At 72.2% G+C, this 19,820-nt stretch carries 19 protein-coding genes; 5 read left to right on the forward strand and 14 right to left on the reverse strand.

Annotated elements, in window-relative coordinates; translation table 11 throughout:
* On the reverse strand, positions 1-239 hold a 239-nt coding region (locus MQC88_RS10460; protein ID WP_243321752.1), incomplete at its 3' end, for a DUF4160 domain-containing protein.
* Positions 240-495: 256 nt separating this feature from the next.
* Positions 496-810 carry a hypothetical protein gene (locus MQC88_RS10465; RefSeq protein WP_243321754.1) on the reverse strand — a complete coding sequence of 105 codons (315 nt, stop codon included), beginning with the start codon at positions 808-810 and terminating at the stop codon, positions 496-498.
* Positions 811-1,070: 260 nt separating this feature from the next.
* Between MQC88_RS10465 and MQC88_RS10470 the strand changes: the two genes are divergently transcribed.
* Positions 1,071-2,033 carry an integron integrase gene (locus MQC88_RS10470; protein WP_243321916.1) on the forward strand — a complete coding sequence of 321 codons (963 nt, stop codon included), beginning with the start codon at positions 1,071-1,073 and terminating at the stop codon, positions 2,031-2,033.
* Between the two features lie 154 nt (positions 2,034-2,187).
* Here the strand turns inward: MQC88_RS10470 and MQC88_RS10475 are convergent, their stop codons facing one another.
* From MQC88_RS10475 to glyQ, 5 genes are all read right to left on the reverse strand, one after another.
* Positions 2,188-6,078, reverse strand: coding sequence for a translocation/assembly module TamB domain-containing protein (locus MQC88_RS10475; protein ID WP_425491620.1), 3,891 nt, complete (start codon positions 6,076-6,078; stop codon positions 2,188-2,190).
* 86 nt (positions 6,079-6,164) lie between these two features.
* Complete coding sequence (locus MQC88_RS10480) at positions 6,165-7,922, reverse strand: autotransporter assembly complex protein TamA (protein WP_243321759.1); 1,758 nt, start codon at positions 7,920-7,922, stop codon at positions 6,165-6,167.
* 155 nt (positions 7,923-8,077) lie between these two features.
* Complete coding sequence (gene glyS / locus MQC88_RS10485) at positions 8,078-10,264, reverse strand: glycine--tRNA ligase subunit beta (protein ID WP_243321761.1); 2,187 nt, start codon at positions 10,262-10,264, stop codon at positions 8,078-8,080.
* A 19-nt stretch (positions 10,265-10,283) separates the two neighbouring features.
* Positions 10,284-10,619 carry a cupin domain-containing protein gene (locus tag MQC88_RS10490; protein WP_243321763.1) on the reverse strand — a complete coding sequence of 112 codons (336 nt, stop codon included), beginning with the start codon at positions 10,617-10,619 and terminating at the stop codon, positions 10,284-10,286.
* On the reverse strand, positions 10,616-11,518 hold the full coding sequence (gene glyQ, locus MQC88_RS10495; protein WP_243321765.1) for a glycine--tRNA ligase subunit alpha: 903 nt from the start codon (positions 11,516-11,518) through the stop codon (positions 10,616-10,618). Before glyQ ends, MQC88_RS10490 begins: the two co-directional genes overlap by 4 nt.
* Before the next feature lie 175 nt (positions 11,519-11,693).
* Between glyQ and MQC88_RS10500 the strand changes: the two genes are divergently transcribed.
* Both MQC88_RS10500 and MQC88_RS10505 read left to right on the forward strand, forming a co-directional pair.
* Positions 11,694-12,410: a glutamine amidotransferase gene (locus MQC88_RS10500; RefSeq protein ID WP_315857097.1), complete on the forward strand. Its 717-nt coding sequence runs from the start codon at positions 11,694-11,696 to the stop codon at positions 12,408-12,410.
* 22 nt (positions 12,411-12,432) lie between these two features.
* A complete protein-coding gene (locus tag MQC88_RS10505) occupies positions 12,433-13,299 on the forward strand; it encodes a BPSS1780 family membrane protein (RefSeq protein WP_243321767.1) in 867 nt (288 codons plus the stop codon).
* Here the strand turns inward: MQC88_RS10505 and MQC88_RS10510 are convergent.
* The 5 genes from MQC88_RS10510 to MQC88_RS10530 form a co-directional block, all read right to left on the reverse strand.
* Positions 13,296-13,994 carry an RDD family protein gene (locus MQC88_RS10510; protein WP_243321770.1) on the reverse strand — a complete coding sequence of 233 codons (699 nt, stop codon included), beginning with the start codon at positions 13,992-13,994 and terminating at the stop codon, positions 13,296-13,298. The two genes, MQC88_RS10505 and MQC88_RS10510, sit on opposite strands and share 4 nt — an antisense overlap.
* A gap of 37 nt (positions 13,995-14,031) precedes the next feature.
* Positions 14,032-14,793 (reverse strand): twin-arginine translocase subunit TatC, encoded by a 762-nt coding sequence (gene tatC, locus MQC88_RS10515; protein ID WP_243321772.1) that lies wholly within the window; start codon positions 14,791-14,793, stop codon positions 14,032-14,034.
* Positions 14,783-15,139, reverse strand: coding sequence for a Sec-independent protein translocase protein TatB (gene tatB / locus MQC88_RS10520; protein ID WP_425491617.1), 357 nt, complete (start codon positions 15,137-15,139; stop codon positions 14,783-14,785). The genes tatC and tatB overlap by 11 nt, the downstream gene beginning before the upstream one ends.
* A gap of 25 nt (positions 15,140-15,164) precedes the next feature.
* Positions 15,165-15,422, reverse strand: a complete 258-nt coding sequence (tatA, locus tag MQC88_RS12995; protein ID WP_256451771.1) for a Sec-independent protein translocase subunit TatA — start codon at positions 15,420-15,422, stop codon at positions 15,165-15,167.
* Positions 15,423-15,503: 81 nt separating this feature from the next.
* Positions 15,504-16,436 carry a lipid-binding SYLF domain-containing protein gene (locus MQC88_RS10530; RefSeq protein ID WP_243321774.1) on the reverse strand — a complete coding sequence of 311 codons (933 nt, stop codon included), beginning with the start codon at positions 16,434-16,436 and terminating at the stop codon, positions 15,504-15,506.
* A 210-nt stretch (positions 16,437-16,646) separates the two neighbouring features.
* On the opposite strand from MQC88_RS10530, the gene hemH reads away from it, so the two are divergent.
* Entirely contained in the window at positions 16,647-17,639 is a 993-nt protein-coding gene (hemH, locus tag MQC88_RS10535) for a ferrochelatase (protein ID WP_243321776.1), read from the forward strand.
* Positions 17,640-17,656: 17 nt separating this feature from the next.
* On the forward strand, positions 17,657-18,535 hold the full coding sequence (locus tag MQC88_RS10540) for an alpha/beta fold hydrolase (protein ID WP_425491621.1): 879 nt from the start codon (positions 17,657-17,659) through the stop codon (positions 18,533-18,535).
* A gap of 190 nt (positions 18,536-18,725) precedes the next feature.
* On the opposite strand, the gene MQC88_RS10545 is transcribed toward MQC88_RS10540, so the two are convergent.
* Positions 18,726-18,863 (reverse strand): hypothetical protein, encoded by a 138-nt coding sequence (locus MQC88_RS10545; protein WP_243321781.1) that lies wholly within the window; start codon positions 18,861-18,863, stop codon positions 18,726-18,728.
* A 25-nt stretch (positions 18,864-18,888) separates the two neighbouring features.
* A complete protein-coding gene (locus MQC88_RS10550) occupies positions 18,889-19,665 on the reverse strand; it encodes a M48 family metallopeptidase (RefSeq protein WP_243321782.1) in 777 nt (258 codons plus the stop codon).
* Positions 19,666-19,820: the final 155 nt, after the last annotated feature.

Below are 19,820 nucleotides of genomic sequence, written 5' to 3' on the forward strand. Positions count from 1 at the left end.
GCCCCGCCCCGGAGTTCTGCGAGCAGCGCCATGTTTGGAGTGCCATCCTGTAGCGATTGCCAGGCAGCCAGCAACTGTTCTTTGTTCGCGGTGATCCACGCCAGCACAATTGCCTCCTCGCGTAGTCCCAGCCGGCCCTCAAGCCGCTTAGGTGGATCCAGCGAAAAACTTGCCGAGTGGTGCTCCTTGCCGTGGTCGACGTGCAAGTGCGGGAGCGGGTGACCCTTCTCTTGGTACATCTTCAGCTTCAGGCGCTGGACCCTGCGAAGTAGATACGCATTGAAGCCTCTGCCCGGCCTCGGGTCGCCAGTTGGAGGTTTAACGACCCCAAGCGAGCTTTGAAGCCGTTTAGCAAGCTCCGAAAACGATTCACTCGCCATAGGGGCCTAACGCTTGAATTAAGCCGACCCGTAACGCGTGGATCGGAAGCTAAGAAAAACGACGCTGCCATACATTTGAACGGAGCGCCGATACGGGTTCGGCTTGAATGAATTGTTAGGCCGCAATGCCCATTGCTGCCCGGAATACAAACACCCAATAGAACGAGACCCAGAATGTAGCGCAACAGGCCAAAGCAACCCAGAAAATCCACCGGACTGCCTTGGCCCGGGACTTTGCAACCAAGAATAAGTACCACGCCACAAAAAAACTCGCGCAGACAACGAGCGGCGCAAGCACGAACAATCCGATAAAGAGAGGCGAGACGTCCAGGCGGCTGACCTGCCGCAACCACAAAAGCTGCGCTGCGAATACGACTGAAGCAATGACGAGCAGAACAACTGCAATGCTTTTAAGGCGAAGTGCTTGCATCAGCGAATGCTCTGGTTGCGGCCTAACACCTAGTAGACCCCAAAAGCGGGGATATGGACCGGATATTCATGTTCGGCGGCAGGTGCGTCAAGCAGGAAACCCCTACATACAATCATGGCCTTGGCTGATGTTGCCGCGCCTGACGGATGGCCACGCTGTTGCCGGACAACCGGCACGGACGCGGGCATATGTCTTATCAGGGACGAAGTGAGGCGGTATCGGGGGCGGGTGCGGAAGCGATCAACGCGCACAAACCGCGCCTGCTCGACGACGTTCGCCGCCGTCTGCGGGTCAGGCACTACAGCGTGCGCACCGAGCGGGCCTACGTGGGCTGGATACGCCGGTTCATCCTGGCCAACGGCAAGCGCCACCCGCGCGAGATGGGCGCGCAGGAGGTCGAGGCGTTCCTGACGGTGCTGGCCACGCGCGGCAAGGTCGCGGCCAGCACCCAGAACCAGGCGCTGTCGGCGCTGCTGTTCCTGTATCGGGAGGTGCTGCGGCTGGACCTGCCGTGGATGGAGGACGTGATCCGGGCCAAGCGGCCGCAGCGCCTGCCGGTGGTGTTGTCGGTGCTGGAGGTGCAGTCGCTGCTGGCGCGGATGGAGGGGCGGCCGTGGCTGATCGCCAGTGTGCTGTACGGCACCGGCCTGCGCCTGATGGAATGCCTGCGGCTGCGGGTCAAGGACGTGGACTTCGCGCGCAACGAGATCATGGTGCGCAACGGCAAGGGCGGCAAGGACCGGCGCACGGTGTTGCCGCGGACCTTGATCGAGCCACTGCAGCGCGAGGTCGAGCGGGCGCGGACGGTGCACCGCGAGGATCTCGCCGCAGGCTTCGGCGAGGTCTGGCTGCCGCATGCGCTGGGCCGCAAGTACCCCAATGCGGGGCGCGAGTTCGGCTGGCAGTACGTGTTCGCGGCGCGTTCGCGCTCGCGCGACCCGCGCGACGGCAGCGAGCGTCGTCATCATTTCGACGATGGCGTGCTGTCGCGCGCGCTCAAGCGCGCCTGCGTGCGCGCCGGCATCGCCAAGCCGGTCAGCGCGCACACGCTGCGGCATTCGTTCGCCACCCACCTGCTCGAGGCCGGTTACGACATCCGCACCATCCAGGAACTGCTCGGGCACAAGGACCTGGCCACGACCCAGGTCTATACGCATGTCCTCAACCGCGGCGGTGGCGGCGTGCTGAGCCCGCTGGACAGCGCAGGGACGGGACGCGCTTGAATCGAAATCACGACGCGCCGCCGCGCGCTGCGTCACACGCTTGACTGCAGCCATCGCGTCGCGCGCCATCCGCCAGTCCGGTACCAGCAGGCGACATCCGGATCGACAAGGGTGGCGCAACGACAAAACGTCGAACGCCTGCGCCGGCAGCGCCTCAACGCTCCTTGCGCCAGTTGACCGAGGCGCGGTTCTCGACCGTGCTGGATTCGATCTCGATGTCGAAGCCCTTGCGCAGCAGGTACTTCAGCGTCAGCACCTGGCCGGTGCCGAGCAGCGACACGCCGTAGCCCACGTAGAGTTTCGGCGACAGGTACTTGCCCACGCCCAGCACGCTGCCGCCGAGCGCGCGCGACTCCATCACCCCGGCGTCGTCGAGGCCGATCCGCGCGCCCAGCTGCGAGGCCAGCAGGCTGCCGCCGGCGGACAACGCGGCCGAGGCGGCATCGAGCTGGCGGCTTTCGTCGCCGCTGGCGCTGGCCAGCGGCCGCCCGAGCGCGAGCCACGCCAGCGCCTCGGACTGGTCGGTCGGCGGGTCGGTCCAAACTTCCGCCTGCGGCCGTGACGCGCGGCCGCTGACATCGATGCCGGCGGTGACGTCGCCGACCTCGCGCTGCGCGCGGATGTCGAGCAGCGGATCGGCGATCGGGCTGCCGGTCCACACCAGCCGCCCGCGCGTGATCTCGAGCTTCTGGCCGTAGGCGCGGTAGCGGCCGCCGACTTCGAGCGTGCCGCTGGCTAGCATCTCGCTGCCCGGGCGCGTGCGCACGCGCAGGCTGCCGCCGAGGGTGCCGTCCAGGCCGAAGCCGTCCAGGCGCACGTCGTCGCCCAGTGCCAGGGTGAGGTCCAGCTGCAGCGGCGTGGCGACGCCGCGCTCGGGGTCGACCGGATCCAGCACCACCACGTCGGGCGAGGTCGACACGCCCTGGTCGAGGCGTTCCAGGTCGATCCGCGCGCTGGGCACGCCGACGGTGCCGCTGACGGCGAGCGGCTGGCCGGCGGCGTAGCGCACCACCACGTCGGGATCGATCACCGCGTGCAGGTCGCGGGTGTCGGACGCCAGCACGTTGCGTCCGCGTACGTTGAGCACTAGCGGCTTGGCCTGCCCTGAGCTTGTCGAAGGGTCGTTGCTGCGCCAGCCCAGCGTGCCGTCGAGGTCGAGGGTGCCGTCGCCGGAGCGCAGCGAGCCGTGGATGCGCGCCGTACCGTCGGCCTGCGCGTCCATGCGCACGTCGCCATCGTCCAGCGTGATCGCCAGTGCCGGCAGCTCGGTGTGGAACGCGGAGAGGTGCGCGCTGCCGCCCAGCGATGGTTGCGCGCGGCTGCCGCCCAGGGTGACGCGGCCTGCGAGCCTGCCGGTCGGCTCGACGATGTCCGGCGACAGCAGTTCCATCCAGGTCAGCTCGTCGGTATCCAGCGCGATCTCGCCGGACAGCGGCGCATGCGCATCCCAGCCGCTGGCGACATGCGCGTCGATGCGGCCGTCGCCGTTGAGCGCGGCGCGCAGGGTGGCGTCGAAGCGTTGCGGATCGAAGCGCGCATCGAGCGCCAGCTGCCGGTAGGCCACGAGATCGTTGCGCGCGCGCGCGCTGTTCTTCAGCCCGCCCTGCGCGGACGTGAGCCTGGCGTTGCCGCGCCAGCCGCTGCCGGCCGCGCGCACGTTGGCGTCCAGCGCGATCTCGCCGTGCAGCAGCCACGGCAGGCCATCGCTGCGCGCGGGCAGCCACGGCGTCGCCAGCGCCAGGGGCAGGCCGCGGCCGTGGACGTCCAGGCCGCGGCGTGGCCAGTCGCCGCTCGCGCACAGTTCGCCGCCATCGCTGGCGGCCAGGCAGCTGCGGTCCAGCGTCCAGCCCCCGCCCGCCTGCGCGTAGCGCGCCGGTGCCTGCAATCGCCACGCATCGCCGCGCGCGGGCTGCAGCTGCAGCGTCGCCAGCGTGCCTTGCCAGCGGCCGTTGCGGCGCGCGGCGCTGCCGCCCAGTGCGAGCTGGCCGAGCGGGCCGTCGGCATTGGCGTCGAGCTGCAGCTGCTCGACCGCGCCGCGGGCGTCGACGTGCAGGCGGTCGACGGCGATGCCCGCCTCCACGCCGCTGGCGTCGACCACCAGCGCGCCGCCGCTGCCGCGCCACGGCAGCCGGCCGCGCGCGTGCAGGCGGTCGGCGCGGTAGTTGCCGTAGCGCAGGCGGCTGCCGTCGAGGTTGGCGTCGAGGTCCGGCGCGTTGCGCGCGCCGCGTAGCGCCAGCGTGCCGCGCAGGGTGCCGGCGCCGGTCGGCAGCAGGTCGCGCAGTTGCAGCGGCGCGAAGCGCGCGTCGATGGCCAGGGTGTCGGCGACGGTGCCGCGCGCCTCGAGGCGGCTGCCGCCGAGGCTGAGCGCGAGTTCGCCTTCGTAACGCGTCGGCGTGGCGGCCTTGCCCGCGGTGCGCAGCGCCAGGCGGCCGTGGCCGGCGAGCGTGCGGCCGCGCAGGCGGCCGCCGAAGTTCCCGGCGTCGAACGTGGCATCCAGCCCGCCATCGGCGCGCGCGGCGCCGTGGCTGCTGAGGCGGCCATCGATGGCGCCGTCCCAGTCGGGCAGGAAGTAGCCGGGGTCGAAGCCGGCCAGCGTTGCGTCCAGGTCCCACGCCAGCGCCGGCGACCAGCGCGCGTGGCCGCGCGCGTCGAGCGTGCCCGTGGGCATGGTCGCGTGCAGCTGCCGGATCGCGGCGTGCGCGCGGTCGCCGCGGGCGTCGAAGCGCAGGCGCGCGCGCTGGCGGTCGCGCAGCAGCGTGGTCGTGCCGATCGCGGCCCAGGCGTCGGGCTGGCCGGCGATGCCGAGGGCGGCGTCGGCCGTGACCGCGGGCGCGCCATCGGCGCCGCCCCAGCGCAGGCCGCGCGCGTTGATCGCAAGCTCGATCGCGGGCTTGCCGTGGCTCGCGGCCGACGCGGCGCGGTCGCGCAGGTCGGCGTGGCCACGCGCGCTGACGCGGCCGCCGAGCACATCCACCACCAGCGGCTGCAGCCTCAGCACCTGCTCGGCCAGTTGTACGCGCGAGGGCTGGATCGTGGCGGCCACGCCATTGCGCTCGATCCGGCCGCGCAGGCGCGCATCGCCGCCGTCGCCGTTGGCGTGCAGCGCGAACTTGAGCGGCGTGCCCGGCTCCCCGCTGCCGGCCAGCAACCCCGGATCCAGCGCATCGGACCGTGCGCGCAGCGACCAGCGCGGCGCGGCGCCGGCGCGGGGATCGTGCAGCACCAGCGTCGCCTGCAACGGCGCCGGTGCATTGCCGGCGAGCGCCACCTGCATCCGTGCCAGGTCGCCGCGCGCCACCAGCCCCAGCCGCGGCGCTGCGCGGCCTGCCGGCGCCGGCAGCACCGCGGTCGCGACCAGGTCGCTGCGGTAGTGGTCGCGCGGCGCGTAGTCGCCGTGCGCGCTGAAGCGGCCGCGGTCGCTGTCGACGGCCAGGTGCTCGACGTGCAGGCGGCCGTCGGACGCATCCAGCCCGCCGCGCGCGCTGCGGATCGTCACCAGCGGTTGCGTGTCGCGCGTGACCACCAGTTGGTCGATCCGGATCGTGTCGGCCTGCAGCGCCAGCGGCGGCGCGATCTGCGGCAGCGATTCCGGCCAGCGCGGCAGCTTGAACGGGGTAGCGCTGCGCGGCAGGTCGAGGCTGGCGTCGCGCACATCCAGCGCATCCAGACGCAGGCGCTTGCCCAGCAGCGGCCGGATCGCGGGGTCGATGACGATGGTGCGCGCACGGAAGGTGATCCGGCCCGTCGCGCAGCGTGCCGTGGCGGTCGCCACGCAATCGGCGTCGAGCTGGCGCGGCATCGAGAAGCGCACGCCGTGCAGCGTCATCGGCCCGGACGCCGGGCCTTCGGCGCGCTCCCACGACAGCGTGGTCCCGGCCGGCAGCCGCGCCACGATCTGCCGCAGCAGCAGGTCGCGGCCGCCGATGCTGGTGAGCAGCCACCACAGCAGCACCGCCGCGGCCAGCACCAGCGCCACGGTGCCGATGCCGCCGCGGATCGCGATCCTGCGTTGCCGCTTGCGCCGCAGCGTGCGCAGCTCGGCGATCCGCGCCTCGCGCGCCTGCGCGTCGGCGTCCGCCGGCAACGGCTCCAGGCCGTAGCGGCGGTAACGGCGGTAGCGTTCGCGCCAGTTCACAGGTCGGCGCCGATGTTCAGGTGCACGGTGAACGGCGAATCGGGGTGGTCGAGCCCGTGCCCGATGTCGATCCGCACCGGCCCCACCGGCGAGCGCCAGCGCAGGCCGACGCCGACGCCGGTGCGCCAGTCGGGCGTGCGTCCGTCGAAGGCGCTGCCGCTGTCGACGAACGCGGCCATGCCCCAGCTGTCGTTGAAGTAGTGTTCGTACTCGCCGCTGGCGGTGATCACATTCTTGGCGCCGAGCCCGAAGTCGCCGAGCCGCGGCCCGACCTCGCGGTAGTTGTAGCCGCGGATGCTGCGGTCGCCACCGGCGTAGAAGCGCAGCGACGGCGGCATCTCCACCAGCGCGTTGGTGAAGGTGTGGCCGAGTTCGCCGCGCACGATCACGCGGTCGCGCGCGCCCAGGCCTTGGAACCAGCTGGCGCGTACATGCAGCTGCAGGAAGCTGGCCTCCGAGCCCAGCCCGGCGCCGGCGCCGCGCAGTTCCAGCGAGCCACCGAGGGCGTCGCGCGGGTACAGGCGGTCGTCGGCGTCGATGTATTCGGCGCGCAGCGAGGGGAAGGTGAAGCTGGCGTAGCGGTAGCCGGGATGGTCGATGTCGCCCGTGTAGGCCCAGCGCTCGCGCAGCACGTGCAGCGACGCGATCGCGGTGAGGTGGCTGTTGACCTCGCCGCTGCGGCTGGCCACGAACTCGACCCGGCGCGTGTCGATGTAGTCGGTCTGTTCGTCGGCTGCCTGCAGGCTGGCGGTGTACCAGCCGTCGAGCCAGGCGAACGCCGGGATCCGGTACTGCAGCGTCAGCGTCTTCCTGCGTTCGGCGTAATCCACCTGCGCCAGCGCCTTGTGCCCGCGCGCGTTGAGGTAGCGGCGCTCGACCCCGAGCCGCACGCCGCCGCCGCTGTCGCTGCCGTAGCTGAGGCCGGCGGTGTAGATGCTGCGCTTGGCCGGCGTCAGCGTGACGCTGACCGGTACGCGCTTGTCGGCGCTCGCCTGCTCCGGCTGCGGCTCGATCTCGATGCGGCTGAAGTAGTCCAGCGCCACCAGCGACTTGCGCAGGCGGTCGAGCTTGCCCTGGTGGTAGTAGCTGCCCTCGTCCCAGTACACCAGCTTGTCGAACAGGCCGGGGCGGATGATCTGTTCCGGCGCCTGCACGAAACTGATCGGGCCCATGTCATGGCGCTCGCCGCTGTTCCATTGCAGGTCGATGTCGGCGGCGTTGTCGGCGCGGGTGACCTCGACCCGGCGGCTGAGGAAGTCGGCATCGAAGTAACCGCGCTCGGCCAGCCGCCGGGTGATCCGCGCCTTGCTGGCTTCGTAGATCTCGTGGTCGAACACGGCGCCCGGCGCGGGCGTGAACGCGGCGATTTCCTGCTTCAGGTAGCGGTCGCGCGCGCCTTCGCCCGCGATCGCGACGTGGCTGTCGCGCACCCGCACCGGGGTGCCCGGGGTGACCGTGATGGTGACGGTGCCGGCGTCGCGGTCGCGCACCACGCCGATCCGCGGCGAGTAGTAGCCGAAGGGTTCCAGCGCCTCGCGGGTTTCGGCCTCGGCCTCGCGCACCAGGTAGGCCATGCGCCGGGCGGAGACGTCGCGGCCGATCGCGTCGACCAGCGACAGCGAACCGCGCACGTTGCGGGTCATCGCCTCGTCGAGCCCGACGACGTCCACGCGCTGCACCACCGCGGCCTGCGCGGCGCCGATGGCAAGCAGGCACGAAGCCGCGACGGCGAACAGGCGGGGGACCGGGCGCATGCCGCGAGCATAACCGGCGCGCGTCAACGCCGATTGACGCACGGCGCGACCTCGCGCACGCGGCAACCGCATCGCGCCTGGGCGCGCCGGCCCCTCATCCGCCCTTCGGGCACCTTCTCCCCGCTGGCGGGGAGAAGGGACAGCATGGCGCCGCGTCAGCCCGAGAGGTGCTCGATCGCGGCCACGCTGCCCAGGCGCGCGGCGAGCCGCTGCAGCAGGGCGAGGCGATTGCCGCGCAGCGCCGCGTCGTCGACGTTGACCATCACCTGGTCGAAGAACGCATCGACCTGCGGCCGCAACCGCGCCAGCCGCCCGAGCACGGCGACGTAGTCGCGTTGCGCCAGCGCCGGTCCGGTGTCGCCCTGGGCGGCCTCGACCGCCTCGGCCAGCGCGCGCTCCGCCGGTGCCTGCAGCAAGGCCGGGTCGACCGCGGCCGGGATCCCGGCTTCGGCCTTCTTCAGGATGTTGCGGATGCGCTTGTTGGCGGCGGCCAGCGCGTCGGCTTCCGGCAGCGCGGCGAAACTGCCGATGGCGTCGATGCGGCGGTCGAAGTCGTACAGCGACGGCAGCCGCAACTCGGCGACCGCGTTGAAGTGCTGCACCGGCACGCCGCGATCGGCGTAGTAGCCGCGCAGGCGCTCGAGGATGAAGTCGTGGACTTCGCCGGCCAGCGCCTCCGCATCCGGCGCGGCGTGGGCGCGCGCCGGCTTGCCAGCGGGCGACGCCGCCTGGGTGCCGGCATCGCCCGCCGCGTCGCGCGGCTGCGCCGCCGGCGCCAGCGCCGCGGTCGCCTGCGTGCTGGCGGTGCGCAGCAGCTGCGGAACATCCAGGTCCAGGCCCGATTCGATGATCGTCCGTGCCAACCCCAGCGCATTGCGCCGCAGCGCGAACGGATCCTTGTTGCCGGTGGGCTTCAACCCGGCCGCGAAGCCTCCCGCCAGCGTGTCCAGCCGCTCGGCGATCGCCAGCACCTTGCCCAGCGGCGACAACGCGATGTCGTCGCTGGCGTGGCGCGGCTGCCAGGCTTCGTCGATGGCGTTGGCCACGGCAACGCGCTGTTCGTGCGACAGGTCGGCCAATGCGCCGTCCTGCATCGCGTAATGGCGGCCGGCGATGCCCTGCAGTTCCGGGAACTCGCCCACCAGCCGCGATTGCAGGTCGGCCTTGGACAGTTCCGCGGCGCGCCGCGCCAGCGCGGCATCGACGCCGGTGTCGCGCGCGACCGCCTCGGCCAGCGCGGCGACGCGGTCGACCTTGTCGGCGACGCTGCCGAGCCTGGCCTGGTAGGTGACCTGTGCCAGGCCGGCGTTCATCGCCGCCAGCCCCTGCTTCATGTCCTCGACGAAGAAGAACCGGGCGTCGGCGAAGCGCGGCCGGATCACGCGTTCGTAGCCCTTGCGGATCTCGGCCGGGTCCTTCGACTCGATGTTGGCGATGCCGACGAAATGCGCGCCCAGCCGGCCGTCGCCATCCAGCACCGGGAAGAACTTCTGGTTCGCCTCCATGGTCGCGACCAGCGCCTCGGCCGGCACCGCGAGGAAGCCCTCGTCGAAGCTGCACGACACCGCCGCCGGCCATTCGACCAGGCAGTTGACCTGATCGAGGTTTCCCGGCTCGATCCGGGCGACGCCGCCGGCGGCCTGCGCCGCGTGTTCGACCTCGCGCACGATGCGCTCGCGGCGCTCGTCCGGATCCACCAGCACCCTGGCCCCGCGCAGCGCGTCGACGTAGTCGCCGGCGCTGTCGATCCACACCGGCTTGTCGTGCATGAAGCGGTGGCCGCGGCTGTTGCGCCCGGAAGCGACCCCCAGCACTTCGCCGTCGACCACGTCCTTGCCGTGCAGCAGCACCAGCCAGTGCAGCGGGCGCGCGAAGGCGTGCTCGTGGTCGCCCCAGCGCATCGGCCGCGGGATCGGCATCGCCGCCACCGCCTCGCGCAGGATCTCCGGCAGCAGCGCCGCGGTGCGCGCGCCGGGCGTGCTGGCGCGGTGCACGAAGCGCTCGCCCTTGTTGTCGCTGGTGCGCGCCAGTTGCGTCCAGTCGACGCCGGCCTTCTGCGCGAATCCCTGCAGCGCTCGCGTCGGCTGGCCGTCGGCGTCCAGCGCGATGTTGAGGTAGGGGCCGGGGATTTCGGAATGCTGCTCCGGCTGTTCGTCGGCCACGCCCGGCAGCAGCACCGCCAGCCGCCGCGGGCTGTACAGCGGCTTGGCGTCGCCGCGCTCGACCGCGACGCCGCGCCGGACCAGGCCGTCGACGACGCCGTCCAGCAGCGCCTGCGCCAGGCCCGGCAGCGCGACCACCGGCAGCTCTTCGGTGCCCAGTTCGACCAACAACGGTTTCATCGCTTGCACGGGGAGCCCCTCATCCTGGTTCGCCGCCATCCGGGCCGTAGAACAGGACCCAGGTGCAGAAGTCGTCGCTGAAATTCTCGAAGTGGTGCTCGACACCGGCCGCCGCGAACAACAGCTCGCCGGGGACGACATCGTGGCGCCTGCCCGGGCTCACGAACTCGCCGTGGCCGGCGATCACCACGTAGACCTCGTCGCGCGCATGCGCGACCTGCAGGTCGCGGCTGACCGGCTTGTAGATCTCGACCTGCAGGCTGCCGTGCTGGAACAGCTGCCGGAAGCGCATGCCCAGCGGCTCGCTGGCCAGCGCCTGCAATGCGGCTGCGGGGGTGAGGCGTTGCGGGATCATGCCGGCGCGCGCTTCAGCCCCGGGAAACCGAGTTTCTCGCGCTGCGCGAAATAGCTTTCGGCCACCGCCTGCGACAGCCGCCGCACGCGCAGGATGTAGCGCTGGCGTTCGGTGACGCTGATCGCGCGGCGCGCGTCGAGCAGGTTGAAGCTGTGCGAGGCCTTGGTCACCTGCTCGTAGGCCGGCAGCGGCAGCCCCAGTTCGACCAGCTTCAGCGCCTCGGCTTCGCAGGCGTCGAAGCGGTGCAGCAGCTCGGCGACGTCGGCGTGCTCGAAGTTGTAAGCGCTCTGCTCCACTTCGTTCTGGTGGTAGACGTCGCGGTAGGTCACTGCCGTGCCGTCGGGGCCGTGGGTCCAGACCAGGTCGAACACGTCGTCGACGTTCTGCAGGTACATGCACAGGCGCTCGAGGCCGTAGGTGATCTCGCCGAGCACCGGCCTGCATTCCAGCCCGCCGGCCTGCTGGAAGTAGGTGAACTGGGTGACTTCCATGCCGTTCAACCACACTTCCCAGCCCAGGCCCCAGGCGCCCAGGGTCGGGCTTTCCCAGTTGTCCTCGACCAGCCGCAGGTCGTGCACCAGCGGGTCGATGCCCAGCGACTTCAGCGATTCGAAGTAGCGCTCGACGATGTCGTCGGGGCTGGGCTTCATCACCACCTGGTACTGGTAGTAGCGCTGCAGGCGGTTGGGGTTGTCGCCGTAGCGGCCGTCGGTGGGACGGCGGCAGGGCTGCACGTAGGCAGCGGCCCACGGCTCCGGCCCGATCGAGCGCAGGAACGTCGCCGGGTGGAAGGTGCCGGCGCCGACTTCCAGGTCCAGCGGCTGCACCAGCACGCAACCCTGCGCCGCCCAGTAGGCGTTGAGGCGCTGGATCAGTTCCTGGAAGGTGGGGCCGGGCATCGTGCGGCGGTCCGTTTCTGGGCGTCGGAAAGCGGGCTAGTATAGCGACGGCCCTTGGCCATGCCGCGCCCGCGGCGGCGACCGGCGCGCGGCGCCGAACCTGTTCGCAAGGGGCGCAACACAGCCGCTCCCGCGCGGCGTCCGCGACAACGAGAGAATCTTGGCAACCGCTGAAGTGACCTTGCCCTTCCTGATCCTGGAGACCGGCCAACCGGTCGCCTCGATGCGCCGCCACCGCGGTTTCCCGCACTGGATCCGCGTCGCCGCCGGGCTTGCGGCCGACGCGGCGCACGTGGTCGATGTCGAACACGGCGCAGCCTTGCCGCAGGGCGGGCGTTTCGCCGGCGCCATCGTCACCGGTTCGGCGGCGATGGTCACCGATCGCCACGACTGGAGCGAACGCTCGGCGCAGTGGCTGCGCGACGCCGCGCATGCCGGCCTGCCGTTGCTGGGCATCTGCTACGGCCACCAGTTGCTGGCGCATGCGCTCGGCGGCGAGGTCGGCGACAACCCGGGCGGGCGCGAGATGGGCACGGTCGAACTGCAATTGCAGCCGCAGGCGGCCGACGATCCGCTGTTCGCCGGCCTGCCGCAGCGGTTCCCGGCGCAGGCCACGCACCTGCAGTCGGTGCTGCGCGCGCCGGCGGGCGCGACCGTGCTGGCAAGCTCGGCGCACGATGCCTGCCACGCCTTCCGCTGGGGCGCGTCGGCCTGGGGCGTGCAGTTCCACCCCGAGTTCGGCACCACCCACATGCATGGCTACGTCCGCGCCCGCCGCGACGCGCTCGCGCGCGAGGGCCGCAGCGCGCGGCAGGTGGCCGCCGGCATCACCGCCACGCCGCACGCGCGCCGCGTGCTGCGGCGCTTCGTGCGCCACGCCCGTACACTTTGACCACGACACCATCGGGGATGCCATGAACGACGTACGCAAGGTGCCGGCTTCCGCCGGCGCGGAATGGTTGCTGGGCGGGTTCGGGCTGCTGCGCAAGGCGCCGCTGGGCCTGGGCCTGCTGGGCTCGTTGTATGGCGTGCTGGCGCTGCTGATGGGGATGAGCGCGCAACGCGACATGGGCGTGTTCATGCTGCTGGAGCTGGCGCTGGTGCTGGCCGGGCCGCTGCTGCTGGGCGGCTTCGTGTACGCCGCGCGCAGCGTCGACGCTGGCGGCCGGGCCGAGCCGGGACAGTTGCTGCAGGGCGTGCGCAGCGGTCGCACCACGCGCTTGCTGGCGACGCTGTTGCCGCAGATGCTGGCGCTGCTGCTGTGTGCGTTGCTGCTGGTGCTGCTGGTCGGTCCGGCGGCGCTGGCGCAGATCGCGCAGGCCATGGAGCAGGCCGGCGCGCAGGCCAAGCCGGACCCGGCGTTGTTCGCGTCGCTGCCGCTGGGGCGGTTGATGCTGTGGTTCCTGCTGGTGCTGGTGGTCGGCGTCGTCGCCAGCTTCTTCACCTTCGTCGCCACGCCGGAGATCATGTTCACCGACAGCAGCGCGCTGGCGGCGATGCAGCGCAGCTTCCGCGCCTGCGTGCGCAACCTGCCGGCGCTGGTGGTGTTCCTGGTGCTGCTGGTGATCGCGGTGATCGCGATCTACATCGCGATCATGCTCGTGGGCCTGGTCGCCAGGCTGGCGCTGGGGGAGATGGCGATGCAGGTGGTGGTGCAGGTGCTGGCGATGGCGGTGTTCATGCCGGTGGTGACCGGCGCCATGTATTTCGCCTGGAAGCAGATGCTGTCCGCGGGCGACACGGCCGCCGTGGCGGCGCCGGCGACCGGGTTCGAGGCCTAGCCGGCGAGCGTCGCGGCCTGCAACGCCGCGACGTAGCGCAGCAAGCCCCACGCCAGCAGCGCGACGCCGGCCGCGACCTGCAATGCGATCCATGCCGAGGCCCAGCCCGGCATCCGCGGGTCGCCATCGGCGCACGCGATGCGCGTGCCGGCGAGGTAATCGTGCAGCGCGCGCTTCTGCGGCGGCACCGCCGCCATCGCATGGCCGAGGTTGAGCGTGAGCCACGACGCCAGCCCGGCGAAGTGCCGCGACGCCGCCCGCGCCGGCGCCAGCGGCTGTCCGGCCAGGTCGGTCGCGACCAGCCGCAGGGCGCGCTTGCCCGGCGAACCCTGCCAGCGCGACAGTTCGCCGCCGATGTGCCAGGCCGCGGCCAGCAGCGCGTAGGCCAGCAGCCACGGCCACAGCATCCGCCACAGGCCGGCCTGGACCGCGGCCGCCGCGGCATGCAGGCCGGGATCGTGCAACAGCGATTGCGCGAGCACCGGTGGCGGCGCGCCGGACATCAGCGCGTCGGCCAGCGCCTGGCCGGCGCGCGCGGACAGTTGCGCCGCACCGCTGGTGACCGCGCGCCAGCCGGCCTGCCAGGGCGACCAGGCCAGTACCAGTGCGAGCGCGGCGAGCACGGCGAAGTCCAGCGACCACGCCGCGTAGCGACGCCAGAAGCCGGCCGGCGGCAGCACGACGGCGTCGTTCATGGTCGCCGTGTCGCGACGTCGCGCATCGCCAAAGCGTTCATCGCGGCGCCGCATCGTCGCGCCGCGAGGCCTGCGGCCGCGCCACCGCGCGCGCGGCGAGGATCCCCACTTCGTACAGCGCCACCATCGGCAGTGCCAGCAGCAGTTGCGAGACCACGTCCGGCGGCGTGATCACCGCCGCGACCACGAAGATGCCGACGATCGCGTAGCCGCGCCATTCGCGCAGCTGCGCCGGCGTCACCCAGCCCAGCAGCACCAGGATCACCAGCGCCACCGGCAGTTCGAAGCTGGCGCCGAAGGCCAGGAAGATCACCAGCACGAAGTCTAGGTACGCGTTGATGTCGGTCATCATCGCCACGCCCGCCGGCGTCACCTTCTGCAGGAACGCGAACACCGCCGGCAGCACGATGAAGTAGGCGAACGCGCAACCGGCGTAGAACAGCGCCAGCGCCGACGCCAGCAGCGGCAGCGCCAGCCGCTTCTCGCGCTTGTACAGGCCCGGCGCGACGAATGCCCACGCCTGGTACAGCAGCCACGGCATCGCCACCACCACCGCGACGAAGAACGCGAGCTTGAGCGGCGCGAAGAACGGCGAGGCCACCTCCACCGCGATCAGCTGGCCACCGGCGGGCAGCTTGTCCAGCAGCGGCTGCGCCAGCCAGGCGTACAACCGGTTGGCGAACGGCAGCAGCGCCACGAACAGCAGCAGCAGCCCGGCGACCGCGCGCAGCAGGCGCGCGCGCAACTCGACCAGGTGGTCGAGCAGGGTCGCGCTGGCGTTGTCGCTGTCAGCCGCCACGGGCGTCGTCGTCGGGGCGTGTGGGCCCGCTGTCCGGCGCGGCGGGGGGCGGCGAGCTGCCGCGCATCAGCGGCTGGCTTTCGAGCGCGCGTTGCGCGTCGCCGCCGGCCTCGCGCAGCGCCGCCTGCGCCTCGCGCATCGCCGCGCCGGTGTCCTGCAGGCTGCGCCTGAGGTCCTCGGCGGCGAGGTCGTGTTCCAGTTCGGCCTTGACCGAATGCCATTGCGCGCGCGCGCGCCGCACCCACAACCCGGCGAAGCGCGCGGCCTTGGGCAGGCGTTCCGGGCCGAGCACCAGCAGCGCGACCACCGCGATCACCAGCAGTTCGGAAAAACCGACGTCGAACATCTACGGCGACCCGCGTGCGGCGGCCTCAGCGCGCGACCGGCGGATTGCGGTCGTCGTCGGAGTTGCCGGCGCTCGGGGTGGCGGCCGCGTCCTGCGGCGTCGATGGCGGCGGCAGCGGCTGGCTGGCCGCGGACGGATTGTCGTCCTCGTCCTGCATGCCCTTCTTGAAGCCCTTGACCGCCTCGCCCAGGTCCTGGCCGACGTTCTTCAGGCGCTTGGTGCCGAACACCAGCACCACGATCACCAGCACGATCAGCCAGTGCCAGAGACTCAGACCGCCCATGTGCGTTCGCCTGTTGCGGGGAAGGGCGACAGGATAACGCAGCGCCCGGCGCGCCGCGTTTCCCGCGCCGGCCAGGCCGGGTTACGGGGTGGCCGGCAGCGGTTCGGTGGTGGCCGGGTTGTCGCCGACCGGCTCGAAGGCGCCCGGTTGCGGCGCCTCCGGCTGCGGCGCGGTGACGGTGGTCGCCGGCAGGCTCGGTTCGGCCGGCGTGGCCGGCGTGGCCGGCGTGGCCGGCGTGGCGGCGGTATCGACGGCTGCCGCTGGCGCGGGCACTGCCGGCGGCCGCGGGGCGTCGTCGTCGCGGCGCGCGGCGCGCGCGGCGGCGGTGGCTTCCTCGAGTTCGTCGCGGAACGCGACCACCGCGGTGGACGGCCGCTGCCCGGCGCGATCCTCGAAGATCATCCGCGGCGTGGTATCGCGACCGTACACGGCCTCGTTGGCGGCATCGTCGATCGACAGCACCGCGCCGTCCAGGGCGACGCCGGCGAACAGGCCACGGGCGCGCGACCACGACCAGATCTCGGCCTTCATCTCGCCGTCGGTCGAAGCCGAGGCGTTGCGGCCGACCGGGCCGGCGGCGACGCCGGCATCGGCGCCGAGGGTGAACTTGCCGTTGACGATCGATTCCAGGCCGCGGTCGTTGCGGAACACCAGCACGATGTCGGCCGACTGCACGCCGGCCTGGAAGCCGATGCTGCCGCCGGTCAGGGTGACGAAGCTGGGATTGGACCAGGTGCCGTCGGCGCGCTTGACCGCGAGCAGGCCGTGGCCGCGGCGGCCGCCGATCACCAGCCCGGCCTTGATGCTGTCGGGCACCACCACGATCGCGTGCGCCTCGTCGAGCAGCTTGTCCGGGATCGCCGATTCCGGGATCGCCTGGATGTCGGTCAGCACGCGCACCGCGTTCTGGGCGCGGGCGTCCTCGTCGGCGCCGGCGAAGGCGGCGCCGGAGGCGGCGAGCAGCAGCAGCGCGGTCAGGCGCAGCAGGCGGGGGGCAGGACGCGGGACGGACATGGCGGGCTCCGGCGGATCGGTGGGCGGGGCGCGATCGCCGCGGCGCGGGATCGATGGCGCGACAATGCACGACAGTCGCGGTTCAGGCTAGTCGCGCCGGCATGAATCGCGAATGAGTTGCGCCGGTGCAGGCGACGCAACGCGAATGCTGCCGCGGGATTGCCGCAGGCCCGCCGGCGCATCGGCCGCGGGCTCGCTTACCCTATGCCGATGACGACCGAACCCGAACCCGTTTCCGGCGCCGCGGCCGGCGATGCCGCGGCGACCGCGCTGCTGCTGGTCAACCTCGGCACCCCCGACGCACCGACGCCGCCCGCGGTGCGACGTTACCTGGCCCAGTTCCTGCACGACTACCGCGTGGTCCAGCTCACGCGCTGGCTGTGGTGCCCGCTGCTGCACTTCCTGATCCTGCCGTTGCGTGGCCGCAAGGTCGCGCGCAAGTACGCCGCGGTCTGGCTGCCGGGCGGGTCGCCGCTGGCGGTGCACACGCGCGACCTCGCCACCGCCGTGCAGCAGCGGCTGCCGGGCCTGCAGGTGATGCACGCGATGCGCTACGGCGAGCCGTCGCTGGAGGGCGCGTTCGTCGCGCTGCGGCAACAGCGGGTCGGGCGGGTGCTGGTGCTGCCGCTGTACCCGCAGTACTCGACCACCACCACCGAATCGGTCGCCGACATCGTCAAGAGCGCCCGAAGCATGCCGACCCGGATGTTGCCCGAGTACCACGACGATCCGGCATGGATCGCGGCCGTCGCCGACTCGATCCGGGCGTACTGGCACGCGCACGGCCCCGGCGAGCACCTGCTGCTGTCCTTCCACGGCCTGCCGCAGCGCCTGGTCGATGGCGGCGACCCCTATGCGGCCCAATGCCAGGCCAGCGGGCAGGCGATCGCGGCCGCGCTCGGGCTGCGCGACGATGCCTGGAGCCTGGCCTACCAGTCGCGTTTCGGCAGCGAACGCTGGCTGCAGCCGGCCACCAGCGACACCCTCGATGCGCTGGCCGCGCGCGGGGTGGGCAGCGTCGACGTCGTCTGTCCCGGCTTCGCCGTCGATTGCCTGGAGACGCTGGAAGAGATCGCCATGATGCTGGCCGAGCGCTTTGCGGCGCGCGGCGGCGCCCTGCGCTACATCCCCTGCCTGAACGCCTCGCCCGCGCACGCCGACCTGCTCGCGGCGCGGGTGCAGCGCGCGCTGGACGCGGCATGACGGCACCCGCGCCGGCGATGCGGGAGTTCGTGCTCGATACGCCGCTGGGCCGCATCGCCGGGCTGCGCGCCCGCGCGGCCGACGCGCCGAAGGTGCTGGCGCTGCACGGCTGGCTCGACAACGCCGCCAGCTTCGTGCCGCTGGCGGCGGAGTTCGACCGCATCGGCGCGGACATCGACCTGGTCGCGCCGGACCTGCCCGGCCATGGCCGCAGCGCGCACCTGGCGCCGGGCGCCGACTATTCCTTCGCCGGCGCGGTCAACGCGGCGCTCGACATCGCCGATGCGCTGGGTTGGGAACGCTTCGCCCTGCTCGGGCATTCGATGGGCGCCGGCATCGGCAGCCTGCTCGCGGCCGCGTGCCCGCAACGCGTGTCGCGCTTCGTCGCGATCGAGGCGCTGGGGGCGTTGTCGGAAGTGCCAGAACGCACCAGCCAACGCCTGCGCGAGGCGATCGCCGCAACCCGCGCGTTGCCGGCCAAGCGCCTGCGCGTGTTCCCCGACATCGCCAGCGCGGCGCGCGCGCGGATGCAGGCCAACGACCTGAGCGAACCGGTGGCGCGGCTGCTGGTGGAGCGCGGCCTGGTGCCGGTGCAGGCCGACGGCCAGCACCCTGCCGGTTACGCCTGGAGCAGCGATCCGCGCCTGACCCTGCCGACGATGGTGCGCATGACCGAACCGCAGGTCCGCGACCTGGTGCGTGCGATTGCCTGCCCCACGCGGGTGATCCACGCCGATCCGGCGCAGCCCTACCTGCCCGAGGCCCTGCGCCGCGAACGCGCGGCACTGCTGCCGCGCGGCGACCTGGTCGTGTTGCCGGGGGGCCACCACCTGCACATGGAGCAGCCGCGCGAGGTCGCCGCGGCGATCGGCGACTTCTTCGTCGCCGGGGAGTAGTCGGCGCGGGCCGCGGTTTCCGGTCGCCCAGCCCGGCAGCGCGCGCAGCGTTGGCTTCGGACGCAGGCCTTCGCCGTGGAAGCAGTCGCGCTCGTCGCGCCGCGCAAGCTGGCCACCCGGAAACCGGGCATCCACGACGCGCCGCCGCGCGCTGCGACATCCACGTGCCGACGTCCGCCTGCCGGGCAAATCACCCCAGCAGCGCGCGCAACGTCGCCTTCAGCCGCCGGCCTTCGGCGTGGAAATAGTCGCGCTCGTCGCGCCGCGCAAGGTCGGCATCCGCAAACGGGGGTCCACAACGCGCCGCCGCGCGCGATGGCATCCACATGCCGGACATCCGGCAGCCGGCGGAATCAGCCCAGCAGCGCGCGCAACGTCGCCTTCAGCCGCCGGCCTTCGGCGTGGAAATAGTCGCGCTCGTCGCGCCACGCCGGGAAGCGTGCTTCCACTTCCCGCCAGAACGCGCGCGAATGGTCGGCGCGCACCAGGTGGCACAGCTCGTGCACCAGCACGTACTCGAACGCCGATGGCCGCGCCAGCACCAGCGACAGGTCCAGCGCGACGCTGCCGTCGGGCGCCAGCGAGCCCCACTGCGACGACATCACCTTGAACTGCACGCGCCGCGGTGGGCGCGGCAGCGACGGCAGCTGCCGCGGCAGCCAGCGGCCGAGGTCGATGCGCGCCTGGCTGGCATAGAAGTCGCGCAGTGCGCGCTGCAGCGCGGCATCGCTGGCGCCCGCCGGCGCCGCGAATGCCAGCGTGCCGCCATCGCACTGCAGCCGCGCATAGCGGCCGGCTTCCCAGCGCAGCGGCAGGCAGGCGCCGCGCAGCGGCAAGGTCGCGGTCTCGCCGCGCCGCAACGGCTGCTGCGCATCGCTTGCGCAATGGGCGAGTTGCGCCGCCAGCCAGTCGCGGTGCTCGGCGAGGAAGCGTTCGCCCGCGGCCAGGCTGGCGCGCACCGGCAAGGTCAACCGTGCCCCGCGTTCGTCGACGCTGAGCTTGAGCCGGCGCGCGCGCGGGTCGCGCACGCGCGCGACCTGCACGCAACGGCCATCGGCCAGCGCGAGTTCGACCGCGTCGCGCTGGATCGTGCGCGGCCGTGGCGCCAGCAGGCGGAAGGGACTGGGCATGGGGCCTATTGTAGGAGCGGGCTCGCAGGAACGGCCCTCCTGGAAGCGGCTCTTGCAGGAGCGGCTTCAGCCGCGAGCTCTTCCCCGATCGCGACGATCACCATCCGCTCGCGGCCGAAGCCTGCACCCGCGCGTAGTCGAATCCGGAGGCGAAG

The organism is Cognatiluteimonas sedimenti, assembly GCF_022808325.1.
Taxonomy (GTDB): Bacteria; Pseudomonadota; Gammaproteobacteria; order Xanthomonadales; family Xanthomonadaceae; genus Cognatiluteimonas; species Cognatiluteimonas sedimenti.